The sequence below is a fragment of the Burkholderia sp. 22PA0106 genome, assembly GCF_047497155.1.
Taxonomy (GTDB): domain Bacteria; phylum Pseudomonadota; class Gammaproteobacteria; order Burkholderiales; family Burkholderiaceae; genus Burkholderia.
On the sequence record NZ_CP163162.1, the window covers coordinates 2,046,072 to 2,071,670 of the forward strand.

Here is a 25,599-nt window from a genome sequence, read left to right on the forward strand (position 1 = left end):
GTTCAGGTCGGGACGACAGGCGCTGCGTTCGGGAGAAACGATTCGCGCGAGGCGCACGCGGGCGCCCCGGCGGATCGATGCAAAGGGGGACGGGCCGGCGGCCGGCCGCGACGGGCGCCGGTCAACGGGCGGGGCCGGCGAATCGGGCGACCACCTCACACCAGCTCGGGCGACTGGATCACGCTGATCTCCACGGCCGACGTGCTGGCGCCGATGCCGGTGACCGGGCGCGCGTCGCGGTAATCGAGGCCGCTGGCCAGGCGCACGTAACGCTCGTCCGGGCAGCGGTTCATGAACGGATCGAAGCCCACCCAGCCGAGCCCTTCGACATACGCCTCGGCCCAGGCATGGCCCGACGGCGGATAGGTGGTCACGGTGCCCTGCTGCATGCGGCCCTGCGGCGCGGTGGCGTCGCTGGCCGGATGGCGGATGCCGTCCGCGTCCATCGACATGCGCTGCGACTGCTGCGCGCCGCCGCTGGCCTGCATGGTTTCGGCCATCCGTTGCAACGCGCCGTCGGTCAGCAGGTAGCCGCTCACGTAGCGCGCCGGCACCTTCAGCGCGCGCGCCGCCGCGATGAACGCGTGCGCGTGGTCGCGGCTGGTGCCCTCGCCCGCTTCGAGCGCGGCTTCGGCGTCGCCGTCGCTGTCGGCCAGCTCCGGTGCGTAGCGGATCTGCGCATGCACCTCGCTCATCAGCCAGTGCAGCGCGTCGAGGCTGTGGTGTTCGAGCGGCAGCGCCTCGGCGATCGCGCGCACGCGCTCGCCGGCCTGCGTGTAATCGGTGGCGCGCTCGAAGATCCACGGCACGGCGTAATCGTCGGCGCTGCCGACGATGCCCGCGCGATCCTGGGTTTCGATCACGCCGGCGGCCACCACCGTCACCTCGGGCCGGTCGCCGCGATCATGGCGCACCAGGTCGATCCGGTTGCCGAGGCCATCCACATAGCCGACCGTCGGCTCCACCCCGTCGATCGTCACCTGCCAGGCGCGCACCGTCTGCCCGAGGCCGTTGGGCGGACGCAGGCGCAGGCGTTGCAGGGCGTGCGTGGCGTTTTCGTCGAATCGGAAACGCGTGATATGGCGAATCGCAAGTCGCATGATGGCGCTCTCAGTCGAAGTTGTAGGCTTGGGCGATTTCCGCGCCGAGTTTGTTGTTCCGGCCGATGAAATCGGTCAGGAACTCATGCAGCCCACTCTTGAAGATCCGCTCGACCGAATTGTCGGGCAACATCTCCAGGATTTTGGCGGCGCTTTCGTGACATTCGTGCGTGACGCCGTAATCTTTTCCAAGCCGGTTCAGGCTCGACATCACGCGGCCGGAGCAATAACGCAGCGAACGCGGCATCCGGCCATTGAGAATCAGGTAATCGGCGATGTTGATCGGCTTGTACTGCACGTCGTACACCCAGCGGTACGAGCGGTGCGCGGCCACCGAGCGCAGGATCGACTCCCATTGATAGGTGTCGATCATGGTGCCCACGTGCGACACCGACGGCAGCAGCAGGTGGTACTTCACGTCGAGAATTCGCGCGGTGTTGTCGGCACGCTCGATGAACGCGCCGATTTCCGCGAAATCGAAGATCTCGTTGCGCAACATGGTGCTGTAGAAGCTGCCGAGGATCAGCGCGGTTTCGCGCTTGATGTGATCGAGGATCGCCGGCAGCCCGCTCGAATTGAACGGCCGCGCCAGCAGGCGCTTGACCGATTGCCAGGCGTCGTTGACCGTTTCCCACAGCTCGCGCGTGATCGCCGTGCGCACCATGCGCGCGTTCGAGCGCGCGTATTCGATGCACGACAGCACGCTCGACGGGTTGTCGCGATCGCGCAGCAGGTAATCGGCCACGTTGTCGACCGTGTATTCGTCGTACTTTTCCCGGAATCCGTCGTCGGCGCCCGAGCTCACCAGCACCGACGACCATTCGGCCGGCGCGTCCGAGGTGCGCGTGAGGGCCATTCGCAGGCCCGCGTCGACGATCCGCGCGGTGTTCTCCGCGCGCTCGATATACCGGTACATCCAGTAGAGACCGCTTGCAGTCCGTCCAAGAAGCATGTCCTGTCGCTCCGATCGTTATTGCTTTCGCGCGCGGTTCGATGGTTCGAGCGCCGCGCGCACCGGGTGTGGTGTGGGCCGTCTCAGTCGGCCAGCACCCAGGTGTCCTTGGTGCCGCCGCCCTGGCTCGAGTTGACGACCAGCGAGCCTTCCTTGAGCGCCACGCGCGTCAGGCCGCCCGGCGTGATGCGAATCCGGTCCGACACCAGCACGAACGGACGCAGATCGACGTGGCGCGGCGCGAGGCCCGCTTCGGTCAGGATCGGCGTGGTCGACAGCGCGAGCGTGGGCTGCGCGATGTAGTTGCTCGGCCGCGCGCGCAGCTTGGCCGAAAAGGTTTCGCGCTCCTCGCGCGTCGAGGCCGGGCCGACCAGCATCCCGTAGCCGCCCGAGCCGTGCACTTCCTTGACCACCAGTTCCTCCAGGTGCTCGAGCACGTACTTGAGGCTGTCCGCCTCGCCGCAGCGCCAGGTCGGCACGTTCTCCAGCAACGCCTTGCGGCCCGTGTAGAACTCGACGATCTCGGGCATGTACGAATAAATGGCCTTGTCGTCGGCGATGCCGGTGCCGGGCGCGTTGGCGATGGTGATGTTGCCGGCGCGGTAGACATCCATGATGCCGGGCACGCCGAGCACGGAATCGGGGCGGAACGTGAGCGGGTCGAGGAACGCGTCGTCGAGGCGGCGGTACAGCACGTCGATCGGCCGGAAGCCTTCGGTGGTGCGCATCGCCACGCGGCCGTCGATCACCTGCAGATCGCTGCCCTCCACCAGGTGCACGCCCATCTGGTCGGCCAGGAACGCGTGTTCGTAGAACGCCGAGTTGTGGATGCCCGGCGTCAGCACGGCCACCGTGGGGTTGTCGGCGTTGCCGCCCGGCGGGCAGACCGCCGCCAGCGACTGGCGCAGCAACTGCGGATAGGTTTCCACCGGCCGCACCTTGACGCGCTGGAACAGCTCCGGAAACAACTGCATCATCGTTTCGCGGTTTTCGAGCATGTACGACACGCCCGACGGCGTGCGCGCGTTGTCTTCCAGCACGTAGAACTGGTTCTCGGCGGTGCGCACGATGTCGACGCCGATGATGTGCGTATACACGTTGCCCGGCGGCCGGAAGCCGATCATCTCGGGCACGAACGCCTCGTTGTGCGCGATCAGGTGCTTCGGCACGATGCCGGCGCGGACGATTTCCTGGCGGTGATAGATGTCGTCGAGAAAGGCGTTGAGGGCCATCACGCGCTGCTCAATGCCCTGCGAGAGCCGCGTCCATTCCTGGCCGGAGATGATGCGCGGCACGATGTCGAACGGGATCAGCCGCTCGGCGGCCTCGGCGTCGCCGTAAACGGCGAACGTGATGCCCGTGCGGCGGAACACGCCCTCGGCGTCGTGCGCTTTCTGCGCCAGGCTCGCGGGGTCTTGCGTATCGAGCCATTGCTTGAGGCGCTCGTAAGGCGCGCGCACCGAGTCGCCGGATAACAACATTTCATCGAATGGCTTCATTCAGGATTTCTCTCCATCTCATTCTTGTGTTCGGCATCGACTGCCGGACCGGCGATACCTTCATGAGCAAGGTCCGTGCCTCCCGCCAAGCCGATTCCGACGCCGATATGGCACCGTTTGATGACATTGCGCACCGCGCCGGTGCGCGCCCCGACGCCATACGCGACACGATGCGCCGCGGCGAGGCATTTGCCGACCGGGCGCGTCGCGAACCGCGCACGACGCCGGGCGGCATGCGCCGACGCTGTGCATTGAAGCCGTCGATGATCATGCACCGCTTTCGCCAACTTGCCTATCGGCGCACGCGGGGATTGATCGTCGCTCCAACAAGGCGCAGGCGGGCATGACGCGGCGATGACGACCCCGATCCGATTGCGTGCGCAACCAAGTGGAATCGGGGGGCGGCCGACCGCCTTTCATCACCGCCGACATTCCTCCCTCGCTCAATCACAAATGAGAATCATTTGCATTTGATCGTGATTTGTTCGATGATTCGTCCATCGACTCAACGGATGAACACCATGACCGCTCTTCTTTCTCCGGCGGCGGCGCATGACGCCCCCGCCGACGCCCTGGCCAGCCTGCTCGGCCGCCAGTCCCACTGGCCGCTCGCCGAGCCAGGGCCGAGCGAGCGCGAACTCGACGCGATCTTCGACGCCGCCCTGCGCGCCCCCGACCACGGCAACCTGAAGCCGTGGCGCTTCGTGCTGATTCGCGGCGAGGCGCGCCGCGCGCTCGGCGACGTGCTGGTGCGGCTCGCCGACGCCCGCGAGCCGGGCGCCCCGGCCGGCGCCAACGCGCACCGCGCGAACAAGCCGCTGGCCGCGCCGGTGCTGATCGCGATCGCCGCCGCGCTCGTGCCGCATCGCAAGGTGCCCGAAACCGAACAACTGCTGGCCGTGGGCGCGGCCGCGATGAACCTGCTCAACGCCATCCACCAGCTCGGCTACGGCGGCTTCTGGTCGTCGGGCGTCGATTCGCGCGAGCCGGTGCTGCACGACGCGTTAGGCTTCGCGCCGAACGAGCAGTTGCTCGGCTTCATCTACGTGGGCACGCCCGCCGCCGATGCGCCGGCCACGGCGCGCCCCGCGCGCGAGGCGTTCGTGCGCGAATGGCGCCCGCAGGCCGATGCCGACCGGAGCCTTGCGGCGCAACCCACCGCCCGCTGATCCGCTTGCCGCGCGCCGCTCGCCCACTCGCGGGCGGCGGCGCGCCCCGAACGCGGCCCGCCCTGCCGGCAGCCGCCCAACCAAAGCTTTCGACGCCCCTGGAGGTGCCATGAGTGACACGCGACTTGGCGCGGGCCGCCCATCCCTGTACGACGACCCGCTCGCGGGCGACCCCGATACCGCCGAACGCGTCGTGCTGACGGCCGTGCGAACCTGGCTGCACCCCGAATGCGGCGGCAACCGCCAGGCCCGCCTCGCCCACACCTGGCGCGACGTGCTGGTGGAAGCCGGCCTGCATGCCGACGGCCTCGACCACTTCGACATGATGATGAACACGCTGGCCTGTTCGTCGCAGCGCCCGCTCGACATGCGCTGCCGCTGCGCGCAGGACCTCGCCTACGACGAAGCGTCGCTGCTGCAGGCCATCGCGCATCTGCAGTCGACGCACGGCGAAGCCGCGATCGGCGTACTGAACGACTGGCTGCCCGCGTTCTCGGTCAGCGGCGTACTGAAGCTGACGCGCTGGTTCTCGATCGCACTGCTCGACGCCGGGCTGGAGATCCGGGCGCGCGAACGGAACGTGACCTACATGCATTGAACGCACCGGCGCGCCAGCGCCGAAACCGCGGGAGAAACGGCGGGAGAAACGGCGAAATTGGCGAAATCGCCTGACGAAACGCTGTCGATCGCCCCGCTCATCAGCAGACAGCGCCCGTCTCGCATACCATGGCAGCCTTTTCATCGATGTCTGGAGACGCTTCCGGTATGAACGACACCGCTACGGCCACCGCCGATACCCGCCACGCACTGCTGCGCGAGCGCTACGGCGCCACCTGGGCCCCGCAGGCCGATGCCGCCGACGGCGCCGTCAACGACGTGATCGCCACGCTGCTGCGCCACCGCACCGTGCGCGCCTACGCCGAGCGCGCGCTGCCCGCCGATATCCTCGAAACGATCGCCGCCGCCGCCCAATCGGCGCCGACCTCGTCGAACCTGCAGGCGTGGAGCGTGGTGGCCGTGCGCGACCCCGAACGCAAGGCGCGCCTGGCCGTGTGCGCCGGCAATCAGAAGCATGTCGCCAAGGCGCCGCTGGTGCTGGTGTTCATCGCCGATCTGTCGCGCCTGCGCCGCGTGTCGGAGCAGGAACAGATGCCGGGCGCGGGCCTCGGCTATCTCGAAGCCTTCCTGGTGGCCGTGGCCGACGCCGCGTTCGCCGCGCAGAACACCGTGGTCGCGATCGAGTCGCTCGGCCTCGGCTGCTGCTATATCGGCGGAATGCGCAACCAGCCCGAAGCGGTCGCGCAGGAGCTGGGGCTGCCGCCCGAGGCGTTCGCCGTGTTCGGCCTGACGATCGGCTATCCCGATCCGGCCGTCACCAACGACGTCAAGCCGCGCCTGCCCGCGCCGCTGGTAGTGCACGAGGAACGCTACACGGCCGAATCGAGCGTGCAACTGGCCGACTACAACGCCTCGATGGAAGCGTTCCAGCGCATGCAGCAGATGACGGAATCGGGATGGACCGGGCAGGCGTCGCGCCGCGTGCGCGGGCCGGAAGCGCTGTCGGGCCGGGATCGGCTCGCCGAGGCGCTGGCCACGCTGGGCTTCGGTCTGAAGTAAGGCGGGAAGGCAAAACGCGGGCGGGCGCGCCTTGCGCGGCCCGCCCGCGCAAGGCGGATCAGGATCGGGGCAAGCTGGGCGGATCAGTCCGGCTGGCCGTCGTCGCCGCAACACTTCTTGTGCTTCTTGCCGCTGCCGCACGGGCACGGATCGTTGCGGCCGACCTTCGGCGCGTCGCGCTGGATGGTCTGCGCGAGCAGGCGCTCCTGCGTCGGGCCGCGATGCGGCAGCCAGAATTCATAGATCTTCACGACCGCCGGGGGCACCTGCTCCGAGAGCCGCTCCCGCTCGGCCGGCTGGTCGAGCAACGCGCGTTCGTCGTCGTCCAGATCGTCGCTGCCGAGCAGGCGCAGCGGACGCAGCATGGTTTCGGCGTCGGCGTGGTCGATCAGCAGTTGCCAGTCGTCCCAGCGCAGGCCCATGCCCTGGAAAAAGCCGTTGGCCCAGGCTTCGGCGTCGATGAACTCGTGCGTGCCGTTCTCGTCGTCCACCTCGTTGACGCTGAACAGCGGCGCGATCGACGACGGATCGGCTTCGAACGTCTGCAGGATCGCGTTGTAGTGCCGCATCATCAGGTTGAAGACGTACTCGGCCTGCTCGTAGTTGGCGAAATCGGGCGCGTCGTCCTCGCTCGGCCCCCAGACGTCGGCCAGCCAGTCGGTCGGGGCGATCGTGGTCGGGCCGATCGCGATCGCGGTCAGGTAACCGTCGAGCATCTCGATCGTCATGGTGTTCTCCGACATGATGTCGGACGTCAGGAACTGGTCGAGTTCGTCGAGGGTCTTGTCGTCGGTGTGGGTCATCGCTGTGCGCCGCGCCGGGCGAGCGCGAACGATTCGCGAACGCACGGCGGAAATGGAAAACCGGCATTCTACCGCCGCGCGCCGACCGCGCAATGACGATTCAGCCGCGAGGCGCCTCGCCCGCCGCCGGCGGCCATGTGCGCGGCGGGTTGACCAGCGTGACGATCACGTAGCTCATGATGGTCAGCATGAACCACGCAACCAGCTTGCTCGGCGACACCAGCGTCCAGCCGTCGCGCTGCGCGGGGTAGAGCCAGGCCTGGCTGAACGTGCCGACGTTCTCGGCCAGCCAGATGAACAGCGCGATCAGCAGGAACCCGAGCAGCATCGGCATGCGGTGATAGCGGCGGCTGACGCGGTAATACACATGGCAGCGCCGGAACGCCACGGCCACCAGCGCGATCAGCCCGTAACGCAGGTCGAACCAGTAGTGATGCGTGAAGAAATTCACGTAGATCGCCAGCGACAGCCCGGCCGTGACCGACAGCGGCGGGTGCCCCGTGAAGCGCAGGTCGAATTCGCGGATCGCCCGCGCCAGATAGCTGCCCACCGACGCATACATGAAGCCCGTGAACAGCGGCACGCCGCCGATCCGCAGCACCGCGTACTCGGGATAGACCCACGAGCCCACCGCCGTCTTGAACACTTCCATCGCCGTGCCGGACACGTGGAACAGCAGGATCACCTTGACCTCGTCCCAGCTTTCGAGCCGCAGCGCAATCAGCGTGATCTGGATCGCCACGGCGGCGAGCGTCAGCAAGTCGTAACGCGACAGCGCCGCATCGCGCGGGTAGACGAAGTGCGTGGCGATCAGCAGGCCCACCATCAGCCCGCCGAACAGGCACACCCAGGCTTGCCGGAAGCCGAACACCAGAAACGTGTGCAGGCCCTGCGCTGCGCCGCCGCGCAGTCGGGTGGCGGCGGTCACGCGCGCCGCCAGCGCTTCGATGGTGGCGTCGGCGCGCGAGCGCATCGCCAGGGCAGGCGGATTGGTCGTCATCGGGCGGCCTCCCATGCACATCTCGATGGCAGGCAGATGACTGCACCGCGTTGTTGCCCCGATCGATTCATTTTCACCACGCGCTCTCGTTGTTGTCGGTCGTGCCTGCCGATATCGCGCCGTTTCGGCCGCCATCGCGGCATCGGCGTGCATCGGTCACGCAATCGCCCCGGGCGATTTCAGGAATGCGCGGCAGTATATCGGCCGATTTGTCGCCTTGGTCATTCGCCCGTCAAATCGTTCAGGCAGAAAAGCGGGCGACATGCGAAGCAAGGCTGGACGAAATCCGCGGAATCGGAGAAAATCGCGCCACTCGCCTTATTCGCCGCGACATTGCGTCGCGCTGCGTACCCACTTCTCCGGGCAAGGCGGCGAACCCCGCGCGGCAAGACTTTCCGGCCTGCCCAGCCTGCTTCTCCCGCCTTCGGCGCCCGGCCTGACGGCCCGGCCCGAGACACCGTCCGTCTCAAAGTCGGGACAGATAGAAAATCCCGATCCCGCTCATTGAAACAAGCAATTTCCCATTGTCCGGTCGAGTCGTCATACTTGCGTTTCCTGATCACCACCCGATCACCTTTTCACTCAAAGGAAACAGCAAATGCCGATCATCAACAGCAAGCTCCAACCGTTCAAGGCAAACGCATACCACAAAGGCGATTTCGTCACGGTCAGCGATGAAGATCTGAAGGGCAAGTGGTCGGTCTTCGTGTTCTACCCGGCGGACTTCACGTTTGTGTGCCCGACGGAACTGGGCGACCTGGCCGATCGTTACGCAGAATTCCAAAAGCTGGGCGTTGAAATCTACGGCGTGTCGACCGACACGCACTTCACGCACAAGGCATGGCACGACACGTCGGACACGATCGCCAAGATCGAGTACCCGCTGGTCGGCGACCCGACGCTGACGCTGGCACGTGCATTCGACGTGCTGATCGAAGAAGAAGGCCTGGCACTGCGCGGCACGTTCGTGATCAACCCGGAAGGCGAAATCAAGATCGCCGAAATCCACGACAACGGCATCGGCCGTGACGCCGGCGAACTGCTCCGCAAGGTGCAAGCCGCTCAGTACGTCGCATCGCACCCGGGTGAAGTGTGCCCCGCCAAGTGGACGCCGGGCGCAGAAACGCTGACCCCGTCGCTCGACCTCGTCGGCAAGATCTAAGCTTCCCCCAGCAGCAAGACGGTATCAAGGCGCCGCAAGGCGCTCGACAGTGCGGCCCGAACCGGGCCGCACGTCCCCTCGCCTCCGGCGAGGTGCCAAAAACACTACGGAATCCGAATTATCATGCTCGACGCCAATCTCAAGACCCAGCTCAAGTCGTACCTCGAGAAGCTCACCCGTCCGATCGAACTCGTCGCCTCGCTCGACGATGGCGCGAAGTCGCAGGAGCTGCTCGCGCTGCTGAACGAGATCGGCGAACTGTCGGCGCGCGTGAGCGTCATCGAACGCCGCGACGACACCGAGCGCAAGCCCTCGTTCACGATCGGTGAACCGGGCAAGGCCACCGGCATCCGCTTCGCCGGCATCCCGATGGGCCATGAATTCACCTCGCTCGTGCTCGCCTTGCTGCAAGTCGGCGGTCACCCGTTGAAGCTCGACGAGTCGACGATCGAACAGATCCGCAGCCTCGAAGGCGACTTCTCCTTCGAGACGTATTTCTCGCTGTCGTGCCAGAACTGCCCGGAAGTCGTGCAGGCGCTGAACGTGATGGCGCTGCTGAACCCGCGCATTCGCCACGTGGCGATCGACGGCGCGCTGTTCCAGGATGAAGTCGACCAGCGCCAGGTGATGGCCGTGCCGACCATGTTCCTGAATGGCGAAAGCTTCGGCCAGGGCCGCAGCAGCGTGAAGGAAATCCTCGCCAAGATCGACAAGGGCGCCGGCGCCCGAGCCGCCAAGGAACTGGCCACCAAGGAAGCGTTCGACGTGCTGATCGTCGGCGGCGGCCCGGCCGGCGCTGCGGCAGCGATCTACTCGGCGCGCAAGGGCATCCGCACCGGCGTGGTGGCGGAACGCTTCGGCGGCCAGGTGCTCGACACGATGGCGATCGAGAACTTCGTCTCGGTGCAGGAAACGGAAGGGCCGAAGTTCGCAGTGGCGCTCGAACAGCACGTCAAGCAATACGACGTGGACGTGATGGACGTGCAGCGCGCGACCAAGCTCGTGCCGGGTGCGCTCAACGAGATCCATCTCGAGAACGGCGCGGTGCTGAAGGCCAAGACCATCGTCCTGTCGACCGGCGCACGCTGGCGTGAACTGAACGTGCCGGGCGAACGCGAATACCGCAACAAGGGCGTGGCCTACTGCCCGCACTGCGACGGTCCGCTGTTCAAGGGCAAGCGCGTGGCCGTGGTCGGCGGCGGCAACTCGGGTGTCGAGGCCGCGATCGATCTGGCCGGCATCGTCCGCGAAGTGACGCTGATCGAATTCGGCGCCACGCTGCGTGCCGACGACGTGCTGCAACGCAAGCTGCGCAGCCTCAAGAACGTGACCGTGATCACCAGCGCGCAAACCACGGAAGTGACCGGCGACGGCCAGAAGCTGAACGGCATCGTCTACCTCGAACGCGAAAGCGGCGAGACCAAGCGCATCGATCTCGAAGGCGTGTTCGTGCAGATCGGCCTGGTGCCGAACACCGAATGGCTGAAGGGTTCGATCGAGCTGTCGCGTCACGGCGAAATCGTGGTCGATGCACGCGGTGCGACGTCGATCCCGGGCGTGTTCGCCGCCGGCGACGTGACCACGGTGCCGTACAAGCAGATCGTGATCGCGGTCGGTGAAGGCGCCAAGGCTTCGCTGTCGGCCTTCGACTACCTGATTCGTCAGGACGTCGAACCGGCGCCCGCCGCCAAGCAGGCGGAAACCGTCGCCGCCTGATCGCGGCCCGGAACGCCACAACGGTTCTACCCTTCGCCCTCGCTCGTCATGCCCCCCATGCAGCGAGGGCGCTTTTTCCAAGCCCGCCCGTTCGGCGGGCTTTGTCTTGTTGCGCGGGCATCGCTCGCCACACGCGCTTGACGCCGCCGCACGCCTGCGTCATTCTCGCGTTCATGAACGCACCGCGCCTCCATGCCACGACACCCACCACGACCGCCTTCGGCGGGTCGTGAGGTCGGCGCGCAGCAGTTCATTTCTGCCTGTACCACCCCAAGGCCCCGCCAGCGATGCGGGGCTTCGTCGTTTCTGGACGCGCGCTCCCCGCCTCGCCGGCATTCGATGGAGATGCCACGATGTCCGAGCGACCCAGCCAACCCACCCAACCCAGCCAACCGTTTCCCGCCCGCGCCCTGCTGATCGTCGACATGCAGCATGGCCTGTTTCATGGCGCCGACGCGCCGCATGAAGGCGAGCGCCTGCTCGCGAACCTGCGCACGCTGATCGGTCGCGCGCGCGAGGCCGGCGCGATGATTCTCGCCGCACGCCACGTGGGCGCGCCCGGCACGCCGCTCGCGCCGGACAGCGCGCTGGTGCAGTTGCTGCCCGAGCTCGGCCTCGATCCGCAACGCGACTTCGTGTTCGACAAGCAGCGCCCGAACTGCTTTTCCGGCACCGCGCTCGCCGCGCGCCTGGCCGACGCCGGCGTGCGCGAGCTGGTCGTCGCCGGCATGAAGACGCAGTATTGCGTCGACACGACCTGCCGCGCCGCGCCCGAGCACGGCATCCGCCCGGTGCTCGCGGCCGACGCGCACAGCTGCATGGACACGCTCGTGCTGCCGGCCTCGGCCATCGTCGCGCATCACAACCTGACGCTGGCCGGGCCGTTCGCCGACGTGATCGCCACGCACGATTGCCATTTCTGAACGATGCGCCTGCATCGCGCGCCGCACCGCAACACGGCGCGCGATGCAAGTGCTACGCTACGCGCGACGATGCATCCGCATTGCCCTCCCCCGATGACTCAGGTTCCACCATGTTGCGTGCCGGCCTTTCCGAATTGACGGCGTTCGTCGCGATCGCCGAACAGCGCAGTTTCCGGGCCGCCGCACTCGCACTGGCCGTCTCGCCGTCGGCACTCAGCCATTCGATGCGCAGCCTGGAGGCGCGGCTCGGCGTGCGCCTGTTCAACCGCACCACCCGCTCGGTCGCGCTGACCGAAGCCGGCGAGCAGTTGCTGCGCCGCGTCGGCCCGGCGCTCAGCGATCTGGAAAACGCCGTGGACGAAGTGGCCACCGCGCAGAATCGCCCGGCCGGCTCGGTGCGCATCAGTGCTTCGGAGTCCTCCACACGCCTCCTGATCCGCCACGTGCTGCCCGGCTTCCTGCTGCGCTATCCGGACATCCACGTGGAGTTCGTCACCGACACGCGGCTCATCGACATCGTGGGCGAAGGCTTCGACGCCGGCATCCGCGTGCTCGACGACGTGCCGCGCGACATGATCGCCGTGCGCTTCGGGCCGGAGATGCGCTTCATCGCGGTGGCCTCGCCGGCCTATCTGGCGCGCCACCCCGCGCCCGAGCGCCCGGCCGACCTGATGCAGCACCGCTGCATCCGCTTCCGTTTCGAGAGCGGCGCGATGTATCGCTGGGATTTCCAGTCGAACGGCAAGACCAGCAGCCTCGACGTGGGCGGCCCGATGACGCTCGGCAATATCAATTCGATGATCGAGACGGCGCTGGCCGGCATCGGCGTGGCCTGGGTGCCCGAGAACCAGGTGGCCGAGTATCTGGCCGACGGCCAACTGGTGGCGCTGCTGCGCGAATGGAGCGTGGCGATGCCGGGGCTGGCGCTGTACTACCCGGCCAACCGCCATCCGCCCGCGCCGCTGCGGCTGTTCGTGCAGGCGGTGCGCGACTGGGTGTCGGGCGACGCGCCCGAGAAGGTTTGATGCAATTGAGGCAAGCATGACGACCCGGCGCGCACGCCGGGTCGTTGCACGCGCAACCTCATGCCGCGTGCGAGGCGCGCACGGTCACGGCGACGGCGCGACGAAGAACAGCCAGACCACGCAGATCATCGACGCGAACCACACCAGCGAGCGCAGCGACGCCCAGTTCGCGACGTAGCACACCCCGTGCAGCACGCGCGCGACGACGAACGCCGTGGCCAGTTGATCGACGCGCACCCCGTTCGCGCCGTTGTGCCAGGCCACCACGAGCGCCGCCGTAAACAACGCGAGCGCTTCGAGCGCATTCTGATGGGCGCAGACCGCGCGGCCGCGCCAGCCTTCGAGTTTCGCCAGATACGCGCGCGGCGCGGTGTTGTCGTAGCCCTGGCGCGCCTTCGCGCAGACGGTCCACACGAACGGCAGCAGCACCACGATCAACAGGCAGGTCTGCGAAGCAATCATTCCGGTCTCCTATATTGACATCGAGCAATGACAAGATCCGGCGCAGCTTAGCATCGGCGCGGGCGGCCGCCGTACAGAAAAACTAGACGGGTTCCTCTGCCGCAACGCGGAAACCCCCGGCCCGGCTTGCTTATCACCGTGACGCATATGCTTCATCCCAACGCTTCTTTGGCCGTGCCGCCGTCGGGCGCTAAGCTAAGTTCCCCTTTTTTCGCGCATCGCCGTCGCACCCGATCATGCCGACCACCGTTGAACGCGCCGCCGACTGGCTGCTGTCCGGGCTGGAACTGCGCAGCACGCTGTTCCATGCGGGCCGTTATTGCGGCGTCTATCAGGCCTCGACAGCGGGCCATCAGCGCGCGAGCTTCCATCTCGTGCTGCAGGGCGAATGCTGGCTGCATCTGCCGGCCACGCCCGCGCGAGCGGCGCAGAGCACCCGGCTGACGGCCGGCGACGCCGTGTTCCTGCTGCACGACGTGGCGCATTGCCTGTCGCCTCGGGAACGCGCCCCCGAGGCCGACGAACTCGGCCAACGGCTCGGCACCATGACGGCGCTCGAGGCCGACGCCTCGGCGGGCAGCGTGGGCCTGGCCTGCGGCTTCTTCGAATTCCGCTCCGATCTCGGCGACGCGATCCACGGGCTGCTGCCCGACCACATCATCGCGCGCCACGACGACGCCCGCCTGGCCGGCGCGCGCGTGGTGTTCGACTTGATCCGCGAGGAAGTGCGCCGTACCCCCGACGCGCCCTCGCCGCTCGTCGACCGCCTGACCGACGTGCTGTTTTTCTACGCACTGCGCAGCATCGCGAGCGCCGACAGCTTCGCGCCGGGGCTGTGGTCGGTGATGCGGCGCGCCGAATTCGCGCCCCTCGTCAATGCGATCATCGCGAGCCCCGCCGACGACTGGACCACCACCTCGATGGCCGGCTTCTGTCACATGTCGCGCGCAAGATTCTGCAAGCAGTTCGCCGATGCCTGCGGCCAGCCGCCCGCGCAATTCCTCGCGCTGCTGCGCATGAAGGTGGCCGCCGAACTGCTGCGGCACGGCGCGTCCACCTGGGATGCGGCCGAACAGGTCGGCTATCGCTCCGAATCGGCCTTCGCGCAGGCCTTCAAGCGCGTGACGGGCCTGCCGCCCGGCGCGTGCCGCCGCGAGCGCATGCAGGACGCCTCGGTCTACGCACCCATGCATTGAGCGGCGCCGCGCCCGAGACGAATCCGCAGGAAACGCAGACGGGGCCGCATTGCCCGCTGCCGCCGGGCGCCGCCACAATGGCCGTCCGAACGATTTCCGCTGTTTTCGAGGACACCATGGCACGTCTGCCGCTGCACACCGTCGATACCGCTCCCGAAGCGAGCCGCCCCTATCTCGAGCAATCGCTCGCGGCAAACGGCTTCCTGCCGAACCTGGTCGCCTCGCTCGCGAACGCGCCGGCCGCGCTCGAAACCTATCTGACCGTGGCGGCGATCAATGGCCGCAGCGGCCTGTCGCTGGCCGAACGCGAGGTGGTGCAGATCACCGCCGCCGCGATCCACGGCTGCGGCTTCTGCGTCGCCGGCCATACCGCCGTGGCGCTGAAGAAGGCGCAACTGCCGGCCGAACTGGTCACGGCGATCCGCGACCAGTCGCCGATTCCCGACGCGCGGCTCGCCGCCGTGGCCGACTTCACGCGCGCCGTGATCGACACGCGCGGCAACGTGTCCGACGCCGCGCAGGCGGCGTTTCGCGAGGCCGGCTTCAGCGACGCGAATGCGCTCGAAGTGATTCTCGGCGTCAGCCTCGCCACGCTCTGCAACTTCGCGAACAACTTCTCGCACAACACGCTCAATCCGCAGCTCGAAGCCTATCGCTGGGAACCCAAGGCACAACCGGCATGACCTCGCTCACCAGCACGCGCAACACCGGCCTCGGCGACTGGCTCGACGCGCACGCCGAATCGCTCGACACCGAACCGGCGCACGCCGCCGAGGTGCTGCCGCGGCTCGCGCGCGCGGGCCTGAGCGCGATCGGCGTGCCGGCCTCGGCGGGCGGCGCGGGCGGCAACATCGCCGATGCGATCGACGCGGTCGCGCAGGTGGCCGGCCATTCGCTGGCCGCCGCCTTCGTGCTGTGGGGCCATCGCACCTTCATCGAATACCTGCTGCAAGGCGACTGCGCGCCGTTGCGCGAGCGCTGGCTGCCGGCCCTGATCGACGGCACGACCGCGGGCGCCAGCGGCCTGTCGAACGCGATGAAATACCTGTCGGCGATCGAATCGCTGCAGATGCGCGCGACGCGGCATGCGCAGGGCTACGCGCTCGACGGCAGCCTGCCGTGGATCACCAACCTGCGCCCGGAAGGCTTTCTGGCCGCCGCCGCGTTCGAGCACGACGACGGCGCGCCGCCCTCGATCTTCGCGCTGCCGCACGACGCGCCGGGCCTGCAGCGCAGCGACGATCTCGATCTGGTGGCGCTGCGCGGCAGCAATACCGCCGCGTTGCGCGTGGAAGGCGTCGTGCTCGACGCCGCGTGGCGCATCACCGCCGACGCGCCCGCGTTTCTCGCGCGCCTGCGTCCGGCGTTTCTCGGCCTGCAATGCGGCATGTCGCTGGGGCTCGCGCAGCGTGCGCTGACGGCGGCATCGGCTGGCGGCGACGCGTCCCGCGAGGCGATCGCGGAAGAGATCGACGCACTCGCCGCCGAATTGGCGACGCAACGCACGCAATTGCTGTCGGGCGTGCTCGACGGCCGCTTTCTCGCGCAACCGGCCGCGCTGTTCGAATTGCGAATCGCGCTGGCCGGCACCGTGAACGCCGCCGTCGGCCTCGAAGTGCAGGCCAGCGGCGGACGCGGCTACCTGCGCGGCAGCGGCGGCACCGCGCGGCGCGTGCGCGAAGCGGCGTTCGTGCCGATCGTCACGCCGAGCCTCGTGCAGTTGAAGACCCAGCTCGCGCGCCACAGGCAGGCCGACGCGGCATGAGCGGCGCGCGCCTGGAAATCGGCGGCCTCGCGCTGCGCTACGCGAGCCGCGAGGTGCTGCACGCGGTGGATCTGGTCGTCGCGCCCGGCGAGATCGTGGCGCTGCTCGGCCCCAGCGGCTGCGGCAAATCCTCGCTGCTGCGCGCGATCGCGGGCCTCGTAGCGCCGAGCGCGGGCACGGTGCGGCTCGACGACGAACCGATCGCGGGGCCGCGCGCCGACGTCGCGCTGGCGTTCCAGCATCCGGCGCTGCTGCCCTGGCTCAACGTGGAACGCAACGTCGCGTTCGGCCTCGATTTCGCCCGGCAAGCCCCGCTTACGCACGAGCAGCGCAAGTCGCGCGTGAGCGACGCGCTGCACGCCGTCGGCCTCGAACACGCGCGCCACTGGCGGCCGACGCAGTTGTCGGGCGGCATGGCGCAGCGCGCCGCGCTGGCCCGCAGCCTGGCCCGCGAGCCGCGCGTGCTGCTGCTCGACGAGCCGTTCGGCGCGCTCGACGAAGTCACGCGCGCCGGCATGCAGCGGCTGCTGGTCTCGATCGTGCGCCGCACCGGCGCCACCGCCGTGCTCGTCACGCACGACATCGACGAGGCGCTGCGGGTGGCCGACCGCATCGTGCTGCTCGGCAACGGCCGGCTCGCGGGCGAATGGCCAGTGAGCGTCGCGCCGCCGCGCGAGTCCCAACTGGCCGCGCTCGGCGCGCTGCGCGTGCCGATCCTGGCGGCCCTGCACGCGGCCATGCCGTCCGCCGCGTTCCTGTCGGAACCATCCGATTTGTCCGATTGATTGCCCCGGCCGATCGTTCCGATCGACCGACTCCACCACGGTGAATGCCTGACGATGTGCGATATCCCGATGTCCCGCCGCGAGTGGCTCAAGCTCGCCACCCTGTTCTCCGTGGCCGGCGCCGCGCCGCTGCTCCATACGCTGAATGCGCGCGCGGCGGCCGAGCCCGACGCCCCGGTGCGGATCGGCTACCTGCCGATCCTCGACGCCGCGCCGCTGCTGGTCGCGCATGCCAACGGCCTGTTCGACGCGGCCGGCGTGAAGGCCGAGAAGCCGGTGCTGCTGCGAAGCTGGGCGCAGCTCGTCGAGGCCTTCCTGTCCGGGCAGGTCAACGTGGTGCATTTGCTGTCGCCGATGACGCTGTGGGCGCGCTACGGCAGCCGCGCGCCGGCCAAGGTGGTGGCCTGGAACCACGTGAACGGCTCGGCCCTCACGGTCACGCCCGAGATCGGTTCACTGGCCGATCTCGGCGGCAAGACGGTGGCGGTGCCGTTCTGGTATTCGATCCACAACGTGATCCTGCAGGACATGCTGCGCAGCCAGGGCCTCACGCCGGTGCTGCAGAAAGGCGCGACGCCCGGGCCGAAGGAAGTGGCGCTGATCGTGATGGCGCCGTCCGACATGCCGCCCGCGCTGGCCGCGCGGCAGATCGCCGGCTACACCGTGGCCGAGCCGTTCAACGCGGCGGCCGAGCAGCTCGGCATCGGCAAGATCCTGCGCTTCACCGGCGACGTCTGGCGCAATCACGCCTGCTGCACGATCTTCATGCACGAACAGGACCTGACGCAGCGCGCGGATTGGTCGCAAAAGGTGGTCGACGCGATCGTGAAGGCGCAGCTCTGGACCCGCGCGCATCCGCAGGAGGCGGCCCGGCTGCTGTCGAAGGAAGACGAGCACCACTACACGCCGCACGCCTCCGCTCTGCTCGGCCGCGTGCTCGCGCCGCCCGCCGGCGACGCCGGCCGCTATCTCGGCGATCGCGCGATCCGGCATGCCGACTGGCACGCGGGGCGCATCGATTTCCAGCCGTATCCGTATCCGAGCTACACCGAGGAACTGGTGCGGCGCCTGAAGACGACCCGCACCGAGGGCGCGAGCGGGTTCCTCGCGCAGCTCGATCCGGCCTTCGCGGCGCGCGACCTGGTGGACGACCGGTTCGTGAAGAAGAGCATCGAAGCGGCGGGCGGCATGGCTGCCTTCGGCCTGCCGGCCGGCTATACGCGCCAGGAGACGATTCTTGTCTAGCGTGCTGCCCGTCGATCCGGCCGCGCCGCGCGCGGGGCAGGCGCCCGGTGCGCGGCGTGCCCGCGCTCGCGCGGCCCTGCTGGGCGTGGCGGGCCTGGCCGCCGCGCTCGGCCTCTGGTGGCTCGCCGTGGCCACGCTCGGCGGCAGCAACGCGATGCTCGCGCAGTTCTCGCCGTGGCGCGCCTGGCAGGCGCTGCCGGCGCTGATCCACGACGATCAGTTGCTCGGCCACGTCGCCACCAGCCTGCGCCGCATCGCGGCCGGCCTCGGCTGCGCGCTCGTGGTGGGCGTGCCGGTGGGCTTCGCGATCGGCAGGCTGCGCTGGCTGGAGCAGGCGCTGTCGCCCACACTGCAGTTCCTGCGCATGGTGTCGCCGCTGTCGTGGATGCCGATCGCGGTGATGTCGCTCGGCGTGGGCGATCGCTCGGTGATCTTCCTGCTCGCCTTCGCGGCGGTGTGGCCGCTGATCCTCAGCACCGCAGCCGGCGTCGTGCAGCTCGATCGCCGCTGGATCGAACTGGGCCGCAGCCTGGCCGCCACGCGCGCCGAAATGCTCTGGCACATCTACGTGCCCGGTATCGCCGCGCAAGTGCTGACCGGGGTGCGGCTCGCCATCGGGATTCTGTGGATCGTGCTGGTGCCGGCGGAAATGATCGGCGTCAGTTCCGGGCTGGGCTATTTGATTCTCGACACGCGCGACCGGCTCGCCTATTCGGAACTGACCGCCGTGATTCTCGTGATCGGCGTGCTCGGCTTCACGCTCGACCTGGCGGCCCGTGCGCTGGCCGCCAGGCTGAACGGCGGCCACGCGCCCGAGGACGGGCGCTGAGGCAGGGGCGCTGGGTACGGACTCCGAGGCACGAACTTCGACGCACGGGCTCCGAGGCACGGCCCCTGACGCACGAACCTTGAAGCACGGCCCCTGAAGCACACACTTCGATGCACGGGCTCCAAGGCGCGACCCCTGGCGCACGAACCGCCGCAGCGCTCACGCGTCGAGCGCCGCTTCCTCGAAGTCGATCAGCACCTTCATCGCGCGGCGGCGGTCGCCGGCCAGCGCGAACGCCTCGTTGGCCTCGCGCGCCGGGAACACGCGCGTGATGGCCGGCGCGAGATCCACGCGGCCCTCGTTGATCAACTGCACCGCGAGCGCGAATTCCGAATGGAAGCGGAACGACCCGCAGATCGTCAGCTCCTTGGCCACCACCACGTTCTGCGGAATCGCCACGTCACCACCGAGGCCGAGCTGCACCACCACGCCGCGCGGGCGCAGCGCATCGAGCCCGTCGCGCAGCGCACGCTCGTTGCCCGAGCACTCGATCATCACGTCGAACGTGCCCTTGTCGGCCGAAAACGCCCGGGTCCATTCGGGATCGGCGGCGACGTTGATGGTGCGATCCGCGCCGAGCGCCTTCGCCACGGCCAGCGGCTCGTCCACCACGTCGGTGGCCACCACCTCGCGCGCGCCGTGCGCCTTCGCGGCGGCCACCGCCAGCGCGCCGATCGGCCCGCAGCCCGACACCAGCACGCGCCGCCCGATCAGCGGGCCGGCGCGCGACACGGCGTGCAGGCCCACCGCGAACGGCTCGGCCATCGCGGCCAGCGTGAACGGCACATGCTCGGCCACCTTCACGCACTGCACCGCGTCGCACACGAGCGCGCCGCGAAACGCGCCCTGGATGTGCGGCATGCGCATCGCGCTGCCGTAGAAGCGCATGTCGAGGCACTGGTTCGGCAGGCCTTCGAGGCAGAACTTGCACTTGCCGCACGGGCGGCTTGGGTTGACGGCCACGCGGTCGCCCACGCGCACGTCGGTCACGCCCTCGCCCACTTCCACCGCCGTGCCGGCCACTTCATGGCCGAGCACCATCGGCTGCTGCAGGCGAATCGCGCCGAAGCCGCCGTGCCGGAAATAATGCAGGTCGGAGCCGCAAATGCCGCCCATCGCAACCTGCACCCGCACCTGGCCCGCGCCCGGCGTTTCGACTTCGCCGGCTTCGTAACGCAGATCGTTCGGTGCGTGAATGACGAGACACATGCAACGCAGTTTCATGGGGCGTCCTCCTGTTTCTTCGGGTTCCTGAAGGATAACGTGTGCGTCGCTCATACCGTGCTCGTCAGGCCGCCGTCGACAAACAAGGTCTGGCCGTTGATGAAATCGGCCGCCGCCGAGGCGAGAAACACCGCCGCGCCGCACAGCTCGTCGACGCGGCCCCAGCGGCCCGCCGGGGTGCGCTTGCAGATCCAGTCGTTGAATGCCGGATCGTTGACCAGCGCCTGATTCAGTTCGGTTTCGAAGTAGCCCGGCGCAAGGCCGTTGGCCTGGATGCCGTGGCGCGCCCAGTCGGCGCACATGCCCTTGGTCAGCATCCGCAGCGCGCCCTTCGAGGCCGCGTACGGCGCGATCGAGGGCCGCGCGAGTTCGCTCTGCACCGAGCAGATGTTGACGATCTTGCCGTGCCCGCGCGCGATCATGTGGCGCGCCACCGCGCGCGACACGATGAACGCGCCGTCGAGATTGACGCGCATCAGCGCGTGCCAGTCGTCGTCCGCGAACTGGTCGAGCGGCGCGCGGCGCTGGATGCCGGCGTTGTTGACGAGGATGTCGATCGGACCGACCTCGGCCTCGAACGCATCGATCGCGGCCGTGGCCTGCGCCGAATCGGTCACGTCGAACACCGCGGGCGCGGCGTCGAAGCCCTGCTCGCGGAACGTGGCGGCCAGCACGGCCGCCTTCTCGGGATTGCGATCGTTGATCGCGATGCTGGCGCCGGCTTCGGCGAGGCCGCGCGCGAGTGCCAAGCCGATGCCGCGTCCCGACCCGGTCACGAGCGCGCGGCGCCCGTCGAGCCGGAACAGGCGATTGACGTCTCCCATGCCTGTTCTCCGTATCTTTCGTGTGCACGCCGCGCGCGGCCGGGAATCGGCGCGCTGCGGCGGCGCGCCAAGTAAACCGCATGCCGCCGCGCCTCGCCAATGCTGTTTGCTGATTGCGTCATCACGAATCGTGATCAAAGCACGAAGGGCCGGCGACGCAACGCGCCAGCCGGCCCTTGGGGCGATGCCGCTACTGCCGCTGCGGCATCAACCGTCGCGGAACAGATAGCTGTAGGCACTCAGCGCCGGCACGCCGCCCAGATGCGCATACAGCACCTTCGAGCCGGCCGGGAACTCGCCGAGCCGCACTTTCTCGATCATGCCGTGCATCGATTTTCCTTCGTACACCGGATCGGTCAGCATGCCCTCGAACTTCGCCGACAGGCGGATCGCCTCCAGCGTGCCCTCGCTCGGCAGGCCGTATTCGGGGCCGCCGAAGCGCTCGTCGAGCACCACGTCGGCATCCGTGATCGCACGGCCCAGCTCGACACGATCGGCGGTGCCGCGCGCGATGCGCAGGATCTGCTCGCGCGTTTGCGCCGGCTTGGCCGACGCATCGATGCCGATCACGCGATCGGCGCGCCCGTCGGCCGCGAAGCCCACCACCATGCCGGCCTGCGTGCTGCCCGTGACCGAGCACACCACGATGTAGTCGAAGCGGAACCCCAGCTCGGCTTCCTGCGCGCGCACTTCCTCGGCAAAGCCCACGAAGCCGAGGCCACCCAGCGGATGCTCGGAGCAGCCGGCCGGAATCGGATACGGCTTGCCGCCGCTGGCGCGCACGTCGGCCATCGCTTCTTCCCAGCTCTTGCGGATGCCGATGTCGAAGCCGTCCGGCACCAGCCGCACGTCGGCGCCCATCATGCGCGACATCTGGATATTGCCGACCCGGTCGTACACGGCGTCACTGTAGTTGACCCAGTTCTCCTGCACCAGCACGCACTTCATGCCGAGATGCGCGGCCACCGCCGCCACCTGGCGCGTCTGGTTCGACTGCACGCCGCCGATCGACACCAGCGTATCGGCGCCCTGCGCGATCGCGTCGGGGATCAGGTATTCGAGCTTGCGGGTCTTGTTGCCGCCGAACGCGAGGCCGCTGTTGCAGTCCTCGCGCTTCGCGTACAGCTCGACCTTGCCGCCCAGATGCGCACTGAGCCGCTTGAGCGGCTGGATCGGCGTCGGGCCGAAGGTTAGCGGGTAACGCGGGAATTTCTGAAGGTTCATGCTGCGCTCCTTGGGCGATGGATTCGGTCGTGGCGCGCGGCGCCGGCATGGCCCGGCGCCGTCGTGCGGCTGTCATCGAAACGACCCGATCATGGTAGAAGCGTTCGAACGAACCAGGGTTGTGAATAAATTGTCGATTTTCGACGTTTGGAAAACAGATGGATAATCAGGCGGAATTTCATTAGGAAAACTCACCCATGTGCGCAACAAAACGAACATCGTCAAGCACGGCGTCCGCCCGGGCCAAGGCCGAGGCGGCGGGCGCCGAACTGGACCGCACCGACCGCGCAATCCTGCGGGCGTTGCAGAAGGACGCCTCGGTCTCGAACGTCGCGCTGGCCGCGCGCGTGAACCTGAGCCCGCCGGCCTGCCTGCGGCGCGTCGAGAAACTGAAGGATGCGGGCTTGATTCGCGGCGTGGTGGCGTTGCTGGAGCCGAAGGCGCTCAATGCCGGGATGCTGGTCATGATCGGCGTGGTGCTCGATCGCTCTACGCCCGAGTCGTTCGCCGCGTTCGAGAAGGCCGCGCAGAAGGTGTCGGGATGCATGGAATGCCATGTGGTGACCGGCGAGTTCGATGCGTTCATGCTGGTGCGCACGCGCGACAGCGAAACCTTCAACCGGCTGCACGCCGAGCAATTGCTCTATCTGCCCGGGGTTCGGCAGATCCGCACGTTCGTGGTCCTGAAGGAAATTTTGTCGACCACGCAGTTTCCGGTCTGAAGTGGCCGGAATGCCCATGAACGCGCATGACACGGTCATGACCATCGATCAGGATTCATGATCGAAAGGCAATTGAATGCTGTTTTAAATGGATGGTTACAAACCGTTGCACCTGAAATAAGCCGGCTTCGTATCATCGAGTTCGTTCGGCAACGAACCCGGATCACGCAAGCCCATCGATGACGTCGGCCGCCACGACACGGCGTATCCGGTACTACAACCACACTATTCCGTTCAGGACATCTCCATGAAAAAAACGCTGCTCGCATCGGCCCTGGCCGTGACGCTCGCCCTCCTCGTGACGAACGCGGAAGCCCGCCCGCACAAGGTTTGCCATTTCGATCACCACCACCATCGCAGCTGCCACTGGGTGCATTAAGCCTTTCGCAAGCTGATCGAAACCGGCCGTCGCAACGATGGCCGGTTTGCCCGCACCACGCGGCGCACGCCATTGCCCATGCTTCGCCTTCCGTAGCAAATCTTCCGCTCCTCCCACCCGCATTCCCATTTCGCTCCCTGTGCCGCTCGTCACCTGCCGTTCGTGCCGGATGCCATGTCACGTCCACATCGAGCACTTGAGAAAAACGGGATAAATGGGACAAATGAGAAATATGCTAGAGTCGTGACTCCTTCATGCTTTCCGGGCTGGAAACACCGACATGTCGAACCGGGATCGAGCGATCGCCCTGTCCGCCAACGAGTGCGGCAGGATCAGGGAAACCGTTCTGTCGGAACTCGACGCCGCCCGTGACAGGCTGGCCCGGGCCGACGAATCGCTGTCGCGCGCCGTGCCCGAAGGAACCAAGCGCGCCGCACTGCTCGCGCGCCTCGAAGCGGAACAACATAACGTCGCGCCGCTCACGGCGCCCCCTCGGTTTGCTGAAGGAGCTGTCCATGGAACTCGCTACCCGGAGAAAGAAAACCGCAACGCGCGCCGACCTGATCGCACTCGCAACCGGGCATTACTCGGGCGATCCCGAAAAGCTGCTCGACCGCGTGGCGGCGGATCTGCTGTGCGGCGCCTCCGCCGAACTCGAACGCAAGCACATGGAGCGCGACGACATCCTGCTCCAGGCCACGACGCGCAGTGCATTGGCCGCGTCGCTGCGCAAGATTCTCGGGCTGGAGCGATCGCATTCGCGTGCGGCATCGGTCGCGCAACAGGGTTTGCCGGTTTCCAGATTGAGCCCCGAGGAGGTACTCGAGCAATCGGGCATGTCCAGGAGCACGCTTTACCGCGGTGACGGCACACGCTTCTACAGCGTCATCCCGGCAGGCATGCAGAACGGTCGCGCCTACCCTGCCTGGCAATTCGTCGGCGATATACCGTCGATCATGCCCGGCGTGCTTCGCATCCTCCAACGGAAGTCGAGAACACGGATTCACGGCTTTTTCCTGACCGAGCAAGATTCGTTGAACGAACTGTCGCCCGCGGAAGTGCTCGCCGGCCTGCCGTTTGCCGATCGCGGCCCCCTGGCGCAAGCGCAAACGCGAATGCTCGGTCTTTCGCAAGGCGCACGGTTCGACAAGGTCATCGCACTCGCGAAGCTCCAGGCCGAGGATCCCGACTGAGACTGCAATGTGAGCAGGCCAACCCTCATCGATGCACCGCTTCCGGGCTATCTGACGGAGATCGTCCCGACCACCGAAGCCATTCTTCGCGCCCTTGACGGCCGCACCTATACCTACCATCCGAGCCAGGTATTCGTGCGCGCCATCGACAACGAGAAGTACGTCGCCACGGCATCGCCGCTCACCCCGCACTGGTTCGGGCCACCGCTCGAACTCGTGCGCCGTGACCATCGCCTGCCGTTCACCTGGCTCTACCTCGCCACGGACGACGCGGTCGCGGCCTGGGAGAGCCAGCTCGTGCGCAACAACCGAGGTGCGGGCAACGGCTTCCACGTGTCGCCGCAGGCCCTCGATCACGGCGTGATCGCGCGGGTCCGCTTCGCCAGGCCACTGGTGCTCTGGCATCTCGGCCTCGACCACTGCAGCCGGCTGGGCATCCACGACATCATCGGCTCGCCCGATCACGAAGCCTGCCAATGGCTCGGCCTGCGGCTGCGCAACGCGATGCTGACGCTGGTCGCCGATGCACGCCCCGACGGCTTCGTCTACCCGTCGCGACGCGTGCACGGCTACCCGGCGCTGGCGCTCGGCGACTGGGCGGCGCCCGCACTGTTCGGCCGATCGCGAATCCTGATGGAACGCTTCGACGGCTCGGCCATTCATCGGCATTTTCTCGACGACCCGATGCTGACCGATGGTCCCGATGCCGATGCGCCGCCCTTGATCCGGCTCTGATGCACGACGCCCAATAGAAAACGCCAGGCGAGGATTCCTCCGCGCCTGGC

The 25,599-nt window shown here is 67.8% G+C and carries 27 protein-coding genes and 2 pseudogenes; 18 read left to right on the forward strand and 11 right to left on the reverse strand.

Annotation, left to right across the window (positions count from 1 at the left end):
* Positions 1–155: 155 nt before the first annotated feature.
* The 4 genes and pseudogenes from AB4850_RS08670 to AB4850_RS08685 form a co-directional block, all read right to left on the reverse strand.
* Positions 156–374, reverse strand: a pseudogene (locus tag AB4850_RS08670) (transglutaminase family protein); the annotation flags it as partial.
* Positions 357–1,100: pseudogene (locus AB4850_RS08675) on the reverse strand (transglutaminase domain-containing protein); the annotation flags it as partial. The pseudogenes AB4850_RS08675 and AB4850_RS08670, both read right to left, overlap by 18 nt.
* A 10-nt stretch (positions 1,101–1,110) precedes the next feature.
* Entirely contained in the window at positions 1,111–2,052 is a 942-nt protein-coding gene (locus AB4850_RS08680; protein WP_414439412.1) for an alpha-E domain-containing protein, read from the reverse strand.
* Between the two features lie 83 nt (positions 2,053–2,135).
* Positions 2,136–3,551 carry a circularly permuted type 2 ATP-grasp protein gene (locus AB4850_RS08685; RefSeq protein ID WP_414439413.1) on the reverse strand — a complete coding sequence of 472 codons (1,416 nt, stop codon included), beginning with the start codon at positions 3,549–3,551 and terminating at the stop codon, positions 2,136–2,138.
* On the opposite strand from AB4850_RS08685, the gene AB4850_RS08690 reads away from it, so the two are divergent.
* From AB4850_RS08690 to AB4850_RS08705, 4 genes are all read left to right on the forward strand, one after another.
* Complete coding sequence (locus tag AB4850_RS08690) at positions 3,542–3,898, forward strand: hypothetical protein (RefSeq protein WP_414439414.1); 357 nt, start codon at positions 3,542–3,544, stop codon at positions 3,896–3,898. The genes AB4850_RS08685 and AB4850_RS08690 overlap by 10 nt on opposite strands.
* Positions 3,899–4,072: 174 nt before the next feature.
* Entirely contained in the window at positions 4,073–4,720 is a 648-nt protein-coding gene (locus tag AB4850_RS08695; protein WP_414439415.1) for a nitroreductase, read from the forward strand.
* A 109-nt stretch (positions 4,721–4,829) separates the two neighbouring features.
* Positions 4,830–5,318, forward strand: a complete 489-nt coding sequence (locus tag AB4850_RS08700; RefSeq protein ID WP_414439416.1) for a hypothetical protein — start codon at positions 4,830–4,832, stop codon at positions 5,316–5,318.
* Positions 5,319–5,485: 167 nt separating this feature from the next.
* Entirely contained in the window at positions 5,486–6,337 is an 852-nt protein-coding gene (locus tag AB4850_RS08705) for an NADPH-dependent oxidoreductase (RefSeq protein ID WP_414439417.1), read from the forward strand.
* An 83-nt stretch (positions 6,338–6,420) separates the two neighbouring features.
* On the opposite strand, the gene AB4850_RS08710 is transcribed toward AB4850_RS08705, so the two are convergent.
* Positions 6,421–7,140: a UPF0149 family protein gene (locus AB4850_RS08710; protein WP_414439418.1), complete on the reverse strand. Its 720-nt coding sequence runs from the start codon at positions 7,138–7,140 to the stop codon at positions 6,421–6,423.
* Between the two features lie 100 nt (positions 7,141–7,240).
* Entirely contained in the window at positions 7,241–8,140 is a 900-nt protein-coding gene (locus AB4850_RS08715) for a DUF817 domain-containing protein (protein ID WP_414439419.1), read from the reverse strand.
* Between the two features lie 598 nt (positions 8,141–8,738).
* Here AB4850_RS08715 and ahpC point away from each other — a divergent pair.
* From ahpC to AB4850_RS08735, 4 genes are all read left to right on the forward strand, one after another.
* Positions 8,739–9,302 carry an alkyl hydroperoxide reductase subunit C gene (gene ahpC / locus AB4850_RS08720; RefSeq protein ID WP_414439420.1) on the forward strand — a complete coding sequence of 188 codons (564 nt, stop codon included), beginning with the start codon at positions 8,739–8,741 and terminating at the stop codon, positions 9,300–9,302.
* A gap of 123 nt (positions 9,303–9,425) precedes the next feature.
* Positions 9,426–11,018 (forward strand): alkyl hydroperoxide reductase subunit F, encoded by a 1,593-nt coding sequence (gene ahpF / locus AB4850_RS08725; RefSeq protein ID WP_414439421.1) that lies wholly within the window; start codon positions 9,426–9,428, stop codon positions 11,016–11,018.
* Between the two features lie 353 nt (positions 11,019–11,371).
* A complete protein-coding gene (locus AB4850_RS08730; protein WP_414439422.1) occupies positions 11,372–11,941 on the forward strand; it encodes an isochorismatase family protein in 570 nt (189 codons plus the stop codon).
* Between the two features lie 110 nt (positions 11,942–12,051).
* Positions 12,052–12,966 carry a LysR family transcriptional regulator gene (locus tag AB4850_RS08735; protein ID WP_414439423.1) on the forward strand — a complete coding sequence of 305 codons (915 nt, stop codon included), beginning with the start codon at positions 12,052–12,054 and terminating at the stop codon, positions 12,964–12,966.
* Between the two features lie 84 nt (positions 12,967–13,050).
* On the opposite strand, the gene AB4850_RS08740 is transcribed toward AB4850_RS08735, so the two are convergent.
* Positions 13,051–13,428: an MAPEG family protein gene (locus AB4850_RS08740; protein WP_414439424.1), complete on the reverse strand. Its 378-nt coding sequence runs from the start codon at positions 13,426–13,428 to the stop codon at positions 13,051–13,053.
* A 236-nt stretch (positions 13,429–13,664) separates the two neighbouring features.
* On the opposite strand from AB4850_RS08740, the gene AB4850_RS08745 reads away from it, so the two are divergent.
* From AB4850_RS08745 to AB4850_RS08770, 6 genes are all read left to right on the forward strand, one after another.
* Entirely contained in the window at positions 13,665–14,624 is a 960-nt protein-coding gene (locus AB4850_RS08745) for an AraC family transcriptional regulator (RefSeq protein ID WP_414439425.1), read from the forward strand.
* 116 nt (positions 14,625–14,740) lie between these two features.
* Positions 14,741–15,307 carry a carboxymuconolactone decarboxylase family protein gene (locus tag AB4850_RS08750; protein WP_414439426.1) on the forward strand — a complete coding sequence of 189 codons (567 nt, stop codon included), beginning with the start codon at positions 14,741–14,743 and terminating at the stop codon, positions 15,305–15,307.
* A complete protein-coding gene (locus AB4850_RS08755; RefSeq protein WP_414439427.1) occupies positions 15,304–16,389 on the forward strand; it encodes an acyl-CoA dehydrogenase family protein in 1,086 nt (361 codons plus the stop codon). Before AB4850_RS08750 ends, AB4850_RS08755 begins: the two co-directional genes overlap by 4 nt.
* Positions 16,386–17,174, forward strand: a complete 789-nt coding sequence (locus AB4850_RS08760; RefSeq protein ID WP_414439428.1) for an ABC transporter ATP-binding protein — start codon at positions 16,386–16,388, stop codon at positions 17,172–17,174. The genes AB4850_RS08755 and AB4850_RS08760 overlap by 4 nt, the downstream gene beginning before the upstream one ends.
* Positions 17,175–17,228: 54 nt before the next feature.
* Positions 17,229–18,419 carry an ABC transporter substrate-binding protein gene (locus AB4850_RS08765; RefSeq protein WP_414439429.1) on the forward strand — a complete coding sequence of 397 codons (1,191 nt, stop codon included), beginning with the start codon at positions 17,229–17,231 and terminating at the stop codon, positions 18,417–18,419.
* The gene (locus AB4850_RS08770) at positions 18,412–19,248 is read left to right on the forward strand and encodes an ABC transporter permease (RefSeq protein ID WP_414439430.1); all 837 of its coding nucleotides are present in this window, start codon (positions 18,412–18,414) and stop codon (positions 19,246–19,248) included. The genes AB4850_RS08765 and AB4850_RS08770 overlap by 8 nt, the downstream gene beginning before the upstream one ends.
* A 159-nt stretch (positions 19,249–19,407) precedes the next feature.
* On the opposite strand, the gene AB4850_RS08775 is transcribed toward AB4850_RS08770, so the two are convergent.
* The 3 genes from AB4850_RS08775 to AB4850_RS08785 form a co-directional block, all read right to left on the reverse strand.
* Entirely contained in the window at positions 19,408–20,472 is a 1,065-nt protein-coding gene (locus AB4850_RS08775) for an L-idonate 5-dehydrogenase (RefSeq protein WP_414439431.1), read from the reverse strand.
* A 50-nt stretch (positions 20,473–20,522) separates the two neighbouring features.
* Positions 20,523–21,296 carry an SDR family NAD(P)-dependent oxidoreductase gene (locus AB4850_RS08780; protein ID WP_414439432.1) on the reverse strand — a complete coding sequence of 258 codons (774 nt, stop codon included), beginning with the start codon at positions 21,294–21,296 and terminating at the stop codon, positions 20,523–20,525.
* 207 nt (positions 21,297–21,503) lie between these two features.
* Positions 21,504–22,520: a 1-aminocyclopropane-1-carboxylate deaminase gene (locus AB4850_RS08785; RefSeq protein ID WP_414439433.1), complete on the reverse strand. Its 1,017-nt coding sequence runs from the start codon at positions 22,518–22,520 to the stop codon at positions 21,504–21,506.
* Positions 22,521–22,717: 197 nt separating this feature from the next.
* Between AB4850_RS08785 and AB4850_RS08790 the strand changes: the two genes are divergently transcribed.
* Together AB4850_RS08790 and AB4850_RS08795 are read left to right on the forward strand one after the other, a co-directional pair.
* Positions 22,718–23,242 (forward strand): Lrp/AsnC family transcriptional regulator, encoded by a 525-nt coding sequence (locus AB4850_RS08790; RefSeq protein WP_414439434.1) that lies wholly within the window; start codon positions 22,718–22,720, stop codon positions 23,240–23,242.
* A 247-nt stretch (positions 23,243–23,489) separates the two neighbouring features.
* A complete protein-coding gene (locus AB4850_RS08795) occupies positions 23,490–23,621 on the forward strand; it encodes an HHHH-motif protein (protein ID WP_414439435.1) in 132 nt (43 codons plus the stop codon).
* 235 nt (positions 23,622–23,856) lie between these two features.
* On the opposite strand, the gene AB4850_RS08800 is transcribed toward AB4850_RS08795, so the two are convergent.
* Positions 23,857–24,138 carry a hypothetical protein gene (locus AB4850_RS08800; RefSeq protein ID WP_414439436.1) on the reverse strand — a complete coding sequence of 94 codons (282 nt, stop codon included), beginning with the start codon at positions 24,136–24,138 and terminating at the stop codon, positions 23,857–23,859.
* Here AB4850_RS08800 and AB4850_RS08805 point away from each other — a divergent pair.
* Positions 24,137–24,814, forward strand: a complete 678-nt coding sequence (locus AB4850_RS08805; RefSeq protein WP_414439437.1) for a hypothetical protein — start codon at positions 24,137–24,139, stop codon at positions 24,812–24,814. The two genes, AB4850_RS08800 and AB4850_RS08805, sit on opposite strands and share 2 nt — an antisense overlap.
* A 9-nt stretch (positions 24,815–24,823) precedes the next feature.
* A complete protein-coding gene (locus AB4850_RS08810; protein ID WP_414439438.1) occupies positions 24,824–25,549 on the forward strand; it encodes an RES domain-containing protein in 726 nt (241 codons plus the stop codon).
* The last annotated feature ends 50 nt before the right edge of the window (positions 25,550–25,599 follow it).

What these genes read in the sequence shown, in the direction of transcription:
- AB4850_RS08680 (WP_414439412.1), bottom strand. Translation starts at nt 2,052, where the DNA reads ATGCTTCTTGGACGGACTGCAAGCGGTCTCTACTGGATGTACCGGTAT.
- AB4850_RS08690 (WP_414439414.1), top strand. Translation starts at nt 3,542, where the DNA reads ATGGCTTCATTCAGGATTTCTCTCCATCTCATTCTTGTGTTCGGCATC.
- AB4850_RS08685 (WP_414439413.1), bottom strand. Translation starts at nt 3,551, where the DNA reads ATGAAGCCATTCGATGAAATGTTGTTATCCGGCGACTCGGTGCGCGCG.
- AB4850_RS08695 (WP_414439415.1), top strand. Translation starts at nt 4,073, where the DNA reads ATGACCGCTCTTCTTTCTCCGGCGGCGGCGCATGACGCCCCCGCCGAC.
- AB4850_RS08700 (WP_414439416.1), top strand. Translation starts at nt 4,830, where the DNA reads ATGAGTGACACGCGACTTGGCGCGGGCCGCCCATCCCTGTACGACGAC.
- AB4850_RS08705 (WP_414439417.1), top strand. Translation starts at nt 5,486, where the DNA reads ATGAACGACACCGCTACGGCCACCGCCGATACCCGCCACGCACTGCTG.
- AB4850_RS08710 (WP_414439418.1), bottom strand. Translation starts at nt 7,140, where the DNA reads ATGACCCACACCGACGACAAGACCCTCGACGAACTCGACCAGTTCCTG.
- AB4850_RS08715 (WP_414439419.1), bottom strand. Translation starts at nt 8,140, where the DNA reads ATGACGACCAATCCGCCTGCCCTGGCGATGCGCTCGCGCGCCGACGCC.
- ahpC (WP_414439420.1), top strand. Translation starts at nt 8,739, where the DNA reads ATGCCGATCATCAACAGCAAGCTCCAACCGTTCAAGGCAAACGCATAC.
- ahpF (WP_414439421.1), top strand. Translation starts at nt 9,426, where the DNA reads ATGCTCGACGCCAATCTCAAGACCCAGCTCAAGTCGTACCTCGAGAAG.
- AB4850_RS08730 (WP_414439422.1), top strand. Translation starts at nt 11,372, where the DNA reads ATGTCCGAGCGACCCAGCCAACCCACCCAACCCAGCCAACCGTTTCCC.
- AB4850_RS08735 (WP_414439423.1), top strand. Translation starts at nt 12,052, where the DNA reads ATGTTGCGTGCCGGCCTTTCCGAATTGACGGCGTTCGTCGCGATCGCC.
- AB4850_RS08740 (WP_414439424.1), bottom strand. Translation starts at nt 13,428, where the DNA reads ATGATTGCTTCGCAGACCTGCCTGTTGATCGTGGTGCTGCTGCCGTTC.
- AB4850_RS08745 (WP_414439425.1), top strand. Translation starts at nt 13,665, where the DNA reads ATGCCGACCACCGTTGAACGCGCCGCCGACTGGCTGCTGTCCGGGCTG.
- AB4850_RS08750 (WP_414439426.1), top strand. Translation starts at nt 14,741, where the DNA reads ATGGCACGTCTGCCGCTGCACACCGTCGATACCGCTCCCGAAGCGAGC.
- AB4850_RS08755 (WP_414439427.1), top strand. Translation starts at nt 15,304, where the DNA reads ATGACCTCGCTCACCAGCACGCGCAACACCGGCCTCGGCGACTGGCTC.
- AB4850_RS08760 (WP_414439428.1), top strand. Translation starts at nt 16,386, where the DNA reads ATGAGCGGCGCGCGCCTGGAAATCGGCGGCCTCGCGCTGCGCTACGCG.
- AB4850_RS08765 (WP_414439429.1), top strand. Translation starts at nt 17,229, where the DNA reads ATGTGCGATATCCCGATGTCCCGCCGCGAGTGGCTCAAGCTCGCCACC.
- AB4850_RS08775 (WP_414439431.1), bottom strand. Translation starts at nt 20,472, where the DNA reads ATGAAACTGCGTTGCATGTGTCTCGTCATTCACGCACCGAACGATCTG.
- AB4850_RS08780 (WP_414439432.1), bottom strand. Translation starts at nt 21,296, where the DNA reads ATGGGAGACGTCAATCGCCTGTTCCGGCTCGACGGGCGCCGCGCGCTC.
- AB4850_RS08785 (WP_414439433.1), bottom strand. Translation starts at nt 22,520, where the DNA reads ATGAACCTTCAGAAATTCCCGCGTTACCCGCTAACCTTCGGCCCGACG.
- AB4850_RS08790 (WP_414439434.1), top strand. Translation starts at nt 22,718, where the DNA reads ATGTGCGCAACAAAACGAACATCGTCAAGCACGGCGTCCGCCCGGGCC.
- AB4850_RS08795 (WP_414439435.1), top strand. Translation starts at nt 23,490, where the DNA reads ATGAAAAAAACGCTGCTCGCATCGGCCCTGGCCGTGACGCTCGCCCTC.
- AB4850_RS08805 (WP_414439437.1), top strand. Translation starts at nt 24,137, where the DNA reads ATGGAACTCGCTACCCGGAGAAAGAAAACCGCAACGCGCGCCGACCTG.
- AB4850_RS08800 (WP_414439436.1), bottom strand. Translation starts at nt 24,138, where the DNA reads ATGGACAGCTCCTTCAGCAAACCGAGGGGGCGCCGTGAGCGGCGCGAC.